Below are 7799 nucleotides of genomic sequence, written 5' to 3'. Positions count from 1 at the left end.
CCGCCGACACGTCCGACGCCGCGTGCGGCTACCGCTTCTAAGGCGCTCCCCCGGGGTCTCCCCTCTGATTCGAAAGATTTCTAATCAGAGGTCAGACCCCGGTTAAGAAATTGCTGGCTTCATTTCAACAGGATCTGTGCGACTTGCTCGGGCGTGAGGCTGCTTGACACCACTTCGATCAGCTTGCGTTTGTTGCTCAGGCCGTGCGTGATCGTGAGCGCGCTTTTCGGCACGCCCAATTCTCCCGATAAATATTTGATCAAGGCCTCGTTGGCCTTGCCTTCGATCGGCTGCGCCTGCAACTTGAGCTTGAGCGCGTCGTCGTGCACGCCGATCACCTCGGTCTTCTTGGCGTTCGGCGTGATCTGCACCGCCAGCCGCAGCGCGCCCGGCAGCGCCGAGCACCAGGCACGACTCATCGCAGCCCGAACAGCATCTGCACCAAAAGATGCACGATCTTGATCAGGATCAACGCCACCATCACCGACAGGTCGATCCCGCCGATCGGCGGCACCACCTTGCGCAAGGGGCGCAGCAGCGGGTCGTTGAGGGCCTGGACGAAGGGCGCCATCGGCGCCTGCGGGTTGACCCAGCTCAGCACCACCTCGATCAACAGCGTCCCCATGAAGCCGTACAGTATCCAGGTCAGGAAGGTGTACAGGGACATGATGGCCACCAGCTCGAACGAGGCGCCAAAAAACAGGATCACCGACGTCGCCAGCGCCACCACCAGGAAAGCGCCGATCAGGCTGGCCCAGTCATAGCCGCCCACGCCAGGAATGATGCGCCGCATCGGCAGCACCATCCAATCGGTCAGGGTAAAGATAAATTGCCCGATCTGCGGCGGCGGACGCACGCGGATCGCCTGCATCCAGAACCGGAGTAACAGGACCCCACCAAGGATGGTGGCGATGGTGTCGACGATCAACTGAACAATACTGTACACGTGCTCTCCTTAAAAAAAAACCGCTGTGTGAATCAAGTCACACAGCGGTATTTTGCCTGATCCAGGCCCAACAACCTGTTACGGACGGCTGCTGGTCGGGAAAGGCCATGCTGCTGCCGGAGCCAACACAGTTTTCGCCGCTGGCGCCGGAGCCGGCGCCGCCACTGCTGGTGCAGGAGCTGCCGCTGGCTTCGATGCTGCGTCGGCTTTCGGCGCAGCTGCCTTCTTAGGCGCTGCTGCTTTCTTTACGACCGGCTTGGCTGCTGGCACGGCAGGAATTGCCGCTGGCGCTGCCGCTGGCTTGGCTGCTGGCGTTGCCGCAGCCTTAACCGGCTTTTTTGCTGCTGGCTTAGCCGCCACCTTTTTTGCTGCTGGCTTTGCTGCTGCTTTCGCTGCTGGCTTTGCTGCTGCTTTAGTTACTGCTGGTTTCTTGGCGGTCGACGTCGCTGCTGCTTTTTTGGCGGCTGGCTTGGCTGCGGCTTTGGTGGCTGCTGGCTTTGCTGCTGCTTTCTTGGCGACAGGTTTGGCGGCCGATTTAGCGGCGGCTTTCTTCGCTACCGGCTTGGCCGCTGGCTTCGCTGCCGACTTGGCTGCTGGCTTGGCCGACGATTTCGCTACGGCTTTTTTCGCTGCTGGCTTGGCTGCGGCTTTTTTAGCTGCTGGCTTCGCTGCTGGCTTGGCTGCGGCTTTCGCTGCAACCTTTTTCGCTGCCGGCTTGGCTGCAGGCTTCGCTGCGGCTTTCGCGGCTGGCTTGGCTGCGACTGCTTTCGCTGCAACTGCTTTCGCTGCGACTTTCTTCGCTGGTTTCTCGGCAGTGGCTTTCGCAACTGGTTTCTTTACTGCGGGTTTCTTAGCGGCTGTTGCCATTTGGGTTCTCCTTCATCTGCGATGGGAAAAAATCACGCTACAAGATGTAAAACCCGTCCGACCCGTAACTGGAGGTCAGGCGAATTATTCATCGGCACAAACGTGTTCGGTGTTTATGCTAATGAATTCGGCACCAGCTGAACTGCTGCAACTCCTCAAGTTTGCAGCGCTTCAGCTATAGTCGTTTCTGAAAACAGAGACGACGGATACGGTGTTCATGGTTCGCTGTCCGCATCAAGAGCCCACAACCGTAAAAGAAAAAGCCGCCATGCCTGAACCGGATCAGGCAGTGCGGCTTTGTCTTTTGCAGAAGTTTAAGCGCATATCTGTTTGAATCAGCGTCCCATTTTGATCGATGATTTTGTCGTCGCGCGCGGCTTGCATCACCGTGTTCACGTTTTGACAAATTCAATCACGTAAAGTACACGAAAACCTTGTCAGTGCGCAACTGGCACACAGCATTTGTTTGACTTTTTTTTTCGCGTGGTGCACGCGTCTGCGCATCATCATGCCGCGCGCCGGCGCGAAGGTGCGCGCGGCACCGCCTGTCGATGCGGCCCGGGAGCTGCGCTCGCGCTCCACCGCGCAACGCAGACATGCCGTACCTAAAGGCGCTATGCGATGCGCGACGATGCCGGCGCGGATCGCGCCGAGGCCGCCGGCGCCATGCGGCGCGCACCAATGCGCGCTGCGCGGCGGCGCACGCGCGCGAATGCGTCAGGCGCGCCGCGACGCGCGCAGCACACGCTGTTCGTTGCTACTGCGAGACGTATTCGCGCAAACGCACACGCGATGACCGCGCCCGCGCACGCACCGTGTCGCTTGATGTAAACGATTTGGCGCGCGCCGTGACGCTCCACGGCGCGCATCGCGCGTGCGCGCTTGTGCCGCGGTCGACGCTGGCATAGCATCGTTTCAGGCGCCGCGTGGCGACCATAACAAGACGGGAGAAGATCGATGAACAAACTAGTCAAGTGGCTCGCCATCGCCGGCATGGCAACGCTGATGGCGGCGGCCGGAGCGGCGCAAGCGGCGGAACGCGGCACCAGCGAGGAAGCGGTGGCCCTCGTGAAAAAGGCGATCGCCTATTACCAGGCGAACGGCATGGACAAGACCGCCTCCGAGATTAACGGCAAGACCGGCATGTTTGAAAGCAAGGACTTGTATCTGTTCGTCGCGCCCGTCGCACCGGGACCAGTGACGGCGCATGGCGCCAACGCCAAGCTGGTCGGCAAGGAACTGGGCGAGCTGCGCGACGTCGACGGCGTGTATTTCACGCGCCGCTTCCGCGAAGTGGCCGCCAAGGATGGCAAGGGCTGGGTCGAGTACAAGTGGCCCAACGCCAAGAGCGGCGCGCTGGAATCGAAGAGCACCTATATCGAGCGGGTCGACGATGTGTACTTCGCCTGCGGCGTGTACAAGGCCGGCAAGTCCTGAGGCGCGGACGCGGAATGCAAAAAGCTCCCCGAGGGGAGCTTTTTTACTGAGGGGACGGCAGTCTGGCCGCGTTCCCGGTGTTACTCCCAGTTCAGCGCGCCGCCGGTCTGGTACTCGGTCACGCGCGTCTCGAAGAAGTTGCGTTCCTTCTTCAAGTCGATCATCTCGCTCATCCACGGGAATGGGTTTTCCTCGTGCGCGAACAGCGCGTCCAGGCCGATCTGCTGGGCGCGACGGTTGGCGATGAAGCGCAGGTAACCCTTGAACATGGTCGCGTTCAGGCCCAGCACGCCGCGCGGCATGGTGTCTTCGGCGTACGCATACTCCAGGTCGACCGCTTGCAGGAACAACACCTTGATCTCTTCGCGGAAGGCCGGCGTCCACAGCAGCGGGTTTTCCATCTTGATCGTGTTGATCAGGTCGATGCCGAAATTGCAGTGCATCGACTCGTCGCGCAGGATGTACTGGTACTGCTCGGCCGCGCCCATCATCTTGTTCTGGCGGCCCAGCGCCAGGATCTGGGTGAAGCCGACGTAGAAGAACAGCCCTTCCATCAGGCAGGCGAACACGATCAGCGACTTGAGCAGCTTCTGGTCGTTTTCCACGGTGCCGGTGGTGAAAGCCGGATCGGTCAGCGTGTTGATGAACGGAATCAGGAATTCATCCTTGTCGCGGATCGACTTGACTTCGTTGTAGGCGTTGAAGATCTCGCCTTCGTCCAGGCCCAGCGACTCCACGATGTACTGGTAGGCGTGGGTGTGGATGGCTTCCTCGAAGGCCTGGCGCAGCAGGTACTGGCGGCATTCCGGCGCCGTGATGTGGCGGTAGGTGCCGAGCACGATGTTGTTCGCGGCCAGCGAATCGGCGGTCACGAAGAAGCCCAGGTTGCGTTTTACCAAACGGCGCTCGTCGTCGGTCAGGCCGTTGGGATTTTTCCACAACTCGATGTCGCGCTGCATGTTGACCTCTTGCGGCATCCAGTGATTGGCGCAACCGGCCAAGTACTTGTCCCACGCCCATTTGTACTTGAACGGGACCAGCTGGTTCACATCGGTCTTGCCGTTGATGATGCGCTTGTCGTCGGCGTGGACGCGCTTGGCGACCAATGCGGCGTCGGCTACGGGTTCGGTACCCGCTACGGCGCCATTCGGCGGCACGGGGCGCGCGGCTGGCGCGCTGGCTGTTTCATCGTCCCAGGACAACATGGTGATTCCTCTTTTCGTCTGTGTTCAATTCGGTCTTGCGTGGAGCGCCGCAGCGCTCCACCTCGGTACCAGCTATTACTGGCAGGCTTCGCATTCCTCGAAGCCATCGTCGCCCGGACGCAGGTAGCACGCCGCGCCCTCTTCCTCGGCCGCCGCAGCGGCTACCGATGCCGCCGTCGCCGCGGCAGCCGCCGCCGCCGTATCGGCCGCCGCACCCATGGCGTGGGCCGACATGCCGCCGTCCACCGCCACCGCGTTCAGCGCGCCGGTCTTGGAGGTCGACTTTTCCATGTGGGTCGCCGCGATGGTGCGCAGGTAATACGTGGTTTTCAGGCCGCGCAGCCAGGCCAGCTTGTAGGTTTCGTCCAGCTTCTTGCCGGACGCGCCAGCCATGTAGATGTTCAGCGACTGGGCCTGGTCGATCCACTTCTGGCGACGCGAGGCCGCTTCCACCAGCCAGCTCGGCGAGACTTCGAACGCGGTGGCGTAGATGTCGCGCAGGTCTTGCGGGATGCGGTCGATCTTGGCCAGCGAGCCATCGAAGTACTTCAGGTCGGCGATCATGACTTCATCCCACAGGTCGCGGGCCTTGAGGTCGCGCACCAGGTACGAGTTGATCTCGGTAAATTCGCCGGACAGGTTCGACTTCACATACAGGTTCTGGAAGGTCGGTTCGATGCAGGCCGACACGCCGATGATGTTCGAAATGGTCGCGGTCGGGGCGATCGCCACGCAGTTCGAGTTGCGCATGCCGAACTGCTTGATGCGCTCGCGCACCACGGTCCAGTCCATGGCCGAGGACATGTCCACTTCCAGGTAGCCGCCGCGCTCGTCGGCCAGCAGCTTGACCGAATCCTGCGGCAGGATGCCACGGTCCCACAGCGAGCCGCTGTACGACTCGTAGCGGCCGCGCTCTTCGGCCAGCTCGGTCGAGGCCAGGTAGGCGTAGTAGCACACCGCTTCCATCGACGAATCGGCAAATTCCACAGCCTGGTTCGACGAGTAAGGCACGCGCATCATGTGCAGGCAATCCTGGAAACCCATGATCCCCATGCCCACCGGACGGTGGCGCATGTTCGAATTACGCGCTTTTTCGACGGCGTAGTAGTTGATATCGATGACGTTGTCGAGCATGCGCATCGCGGTGCGCACGGTTTTCTGCAGCTTGACCGGATCGAGCTTGCCTTCTTTCATGTGCGCCGGCAAGTTCACGGAACCCAGGTTGCAGACCGCGATTTCGGACTCGTTGGTGTTCAGGGTAATCTCGGTGCACAGGTTCGAGCTGTGCACCACGCCCACGTGTTGCTGTGGCGAACGGATGTTGCATGGGTCTTTAAACGTGATCCATGGGTGGCCGGTTTCGAACAGCATCGACAGCATCTTGCGCCACAGGTCGAGCGCGGCGATCTTCTTGAACACGCGGATCTCGCCGGCGGCCGCTTTCGCTTCGTAGCCGGTGTAGGCTGCCTCAAAAGCCTTGCCGACCTTGTCGTGCAGGTCGGGCGTTTCGGATGGCGAGAACAGGGTCCAGTCGCCCTTTTCCATCACGCGCTTCATGAACAGGTCGGGAATCCAGTTGGCCGTGTTCATGTCGTGGGTGCGGCGGCGGTCGTCGCCGGTGTTCTTGCGCAGGTCGAGGAATTCTTCCACGTCCATGTGCCAGGTTTCCAGGTAGGCGCATACCGCGCCCTTGCGCTTGCCGCCCTGGTTGACCGCCACGGCGGTGTCGTTGACCACTTTCAGGAACGGCACCACGCCTTGCGACTTGCCGTTGGTGCCCTTGATGTGGGCGCCGAGCGCGCGCACCGGGGTCCAGTCGTTACCCAAGCCGCCGGCGAACTTGGCCAGCAGCGCGTTTTCCTTGATCGCGTCGTAGATGCCTTCCAGGTCGTCCGAGACGGTGGTCAGGTAGCACGACGACAGTTGCGAGCGCAGGGTGCCGGAGTTGAACAGGGTCGGGGTCGAGCTCATGAAGTCGAACGACGACAGCAGGTTGTAGAACTCGACGGCGCGCGCTTCGCGGTTTTCTTCGCGCAGCGACAGGCCCATGGCGACACGCATGTAGAACGCCTGCGGCATTTCGATGCGTACGTCGCGCACGTGCAGGAAGTAACGGTCGTACAGGGTTTGCAGGCCGATGTAACCGAACTGCAAGTCACGGTCGGCGACCAGGGCTTTGGCCAGCTTGGCCAGGTCGAAAGTGGCCAGGACCGGGTCCAGCAGCTCGTTTTCGATACCCTTGGCGATGTATTTCGGGAAGTACTCGATATAGTGTGCCGCCGCTTTGGCTTGCGGCACTTCTTCGCAGAACACTTCCTTGCGGATGGTGTGCAGCAAAATGCGGGCGGTGACCTGCGAGTAAGCCGGGTCCTTTTCCATCAGCGCGCGCGCAGCCAGGATGGCGGACTTGTGCAGCTCTTCGACCGGCACGCCGTCGTACAGGTTCTTGACCGTTTCGGCCAGGATGGCGTCGGCGTCGACGTGTTTTTCCAGGCCGACGCAGGCGGCGGCGATCAGGTCGCGCACCTGGTTCATGTCGAGCAGGCGGCGCTGGCCGTTTTCAAGCACGTGGATTTGCGGGGCGGCCACGTCGGCCGAACCGCCCAGCGCTTCCTTCTGCAGGCGGCGCTCTTCCATGTGCTTGGCGCGGTACAGCACGTAGGCACGCGCCACGTCGTGCTCGCCCGAACGCATCAGCGACAGTTCGACCTGGTCCTGCACGTCTTCGATGTGGAACGTGCCGCCCGATGGCTGGCGGCGGATCAGGGCCGACACCACGTTCTCGGTCAGTTGCTCGACCAGTTCGCGCACGCGCGCGGAACCGGCGCTCTGGCCGCCGTTCACGGCCAAAAAGGCCTTGGTGACGGCGATCGAGATCTTCGATGGTTCAAATGCGACGACGGCGCCGTTGCGGCGGATGATGCGATAGTCGCCGCGGGAGGCGACAGCGGCGGCGCTGGTGGCCGAGGCCGGAGCGGCTGCTCCAGGTGTGACGTGCAATTGGTTAATCGAAGAATCTTGGGATGTTTGCATGTGGGACCTCCTGGAGCGGCGGGCTTTGGTCTGCCGCCGGTTGTTATCAAGTGGACGGCGTCGATCAACCGTCCCCAACAAATGTAAAAACAAAAAACTACCCCGCCGGCCTGGAATCCGAGGCCGGCGTCGTGACGCGCGATGGTGGGTTGAGTGCGTTAAGAACTAGACTTGCCGTGCTGCGTGCCGTACTGTATTAAGGGGCCGACCAATCGGTGGCAGAGCGCTAAAAACCACTATATCTAGTCGATTGCTCGATTCTGGGACTAATTGTAGTACCTCACTCCGGGAGTGGCAATAGAATTAAGTAG

7 protein-coding genes are annotated in these 7799 nt (G+C 61.3%); 3 read left to right on the top strand and 4 right to left on the bottom strand.

All coding sequences use genetic code 11. The features are described from left to right. Positions 1 to 119: 119 nt before the first annotated feature. Positions 120 to 419, bottom strand: coding sequence for a DUF167 domain-containing protein (locus F0185_RS32005; RefSeq protein ID WP_167232429.1), 300 nt, complete (start codon positions 417 to 419; stop codon positions 120 to 122). After that, positions 416 to 946 carry a YggT family protein gene (locus F0185_RS32000; protein WP_368737893.1) on the bottom strand — a complete coding sequence of 177 codons (531 nt, stop codon included), beginning with the start codon at positions 944 to 946 and terminating at the stop codon, positions 416 to 418. Before F0185_RS32000 ends, F0185_RS32005 begins: the two co-directional genes overlap by 4 nt. 107 nt (positions 947 to 1053) lie before the next feature. Between F0185_RS32000 and F0185_RS35260 the strand changes: the two genes are divergently transcribed. From F0185_RS35260 to F0185_RS31990, 3 genes are all read left to right on the top strand, one after another. Then, positions 1054 to 1176 carry a hypothetical protein gene (locus tag F0185_RS35260; protein ID WP_267876037.1) on the top strand — a complete coding sequence of 41 codons (123 nt, stop codon included), beginning with the start codon at positions 1054 to 1056 and terminating at the stop codon, positions 1174 to 1176. A 26-nt stretch (positions 1177 to 1202) separates the two neighbouring features. Continuing rightward, entirely contained in the window at positions 1203 to 1994 is a 792-nt protein-coding gene (locus F0185_RS31995) for a hypothetical protein (protein WP_167232427.1), read from the top strand. 776 nt (positions 1995 to 2770) lie between these two features. Continuing rightward, positions 2771 to 3250: a cache domain-containing protein gene (locus F0185_RS31990; protein ID WP_167232425.1), complete on the top strand. Its 480-nt coding sequence runs from the start codon at positions 2771 to 2773 to the stop codon at positions 3248 to 3250. Positions 3251 to 3330: 80 nt separating this feature from the next. Here the strand turns inward: F0185_RS31990 and F0185_RS31985 are convergent, their stop codons facing one another. After that, positions 3331 to 4455, bottom strand: a complete 1125-nt coding sequence (locus tag F0185_RS31985; RefSeq protein WP_167232423.1) for a ribonucleotide-diphosphate reductase subunit beta — start codon at positions 4453 to 4455, stop codon at positions 3331 to 3333. A 75-nt stretch (positions 4456 to 4530) separates the two neighbouring features. After that, the gene (locus F0185_RS31980; protein WP_167232421.1) at positions 4531 to 7488 is read right to left on the bottom strand and encodes a ribonucleoside-diphosphate reductase subunit alpha; all 2958 of its coding nucleotides are present in this window, start codon (positions 7486 to 7488) and stop codon (positions 4531 to 4533) included. Positions 7489 to 7799: the final 311 nt, after the last annotated feature.

The organism is Massilia rubra, assembly GCF_011682065.1.
Lineage (GTDB): Bacteria > Pseudomonadota > Gammaproteobacteria > Burkholderiales > Burkholderiaceae_D > Telluria_A > Telluria_A rubra.
This window is presented reverse-complemented; position numbering and strand designations above follow the sequence as displayed.

Coding starts and splice junctions, on each gene's coding strand:
- F0185_RS32005 (WP_167232429.1), bottom strand. CDS start 419: ATGAGTCGTGCCTGGTGCTCGGCGCTGCCGGGCGCGCTGCGGCTGGCG.
- F0185_RS31985 (WP_167232423.1), bottom strand. CDS start 4,455: ATGTTGTCCTGGGACGATGAAACAGCCAGCGCGCCAGCCGCGCGCCCC.
- F0185_RS31980 (WP_167232421.1), bottom strand. CDS start 7,488: ATGCAAACATCCCAAGATTCTTCGATTAACCAATTGCACGTCACACCT.
- F0185_RS31990 (WP_167232425.1), top strand. CDS start 2,771: ATGAACAAACTAGTCAAGTGGCTCGCCATCGCCGGCATGGCAACGCTG.
- F0185_RS35260 (WP_267876037.1), top strand. CDS start 1,054: ATGCTGCTGCCGGAGCCAACACAGTTTTCGCCGCTGGCGCCGGAGCCG.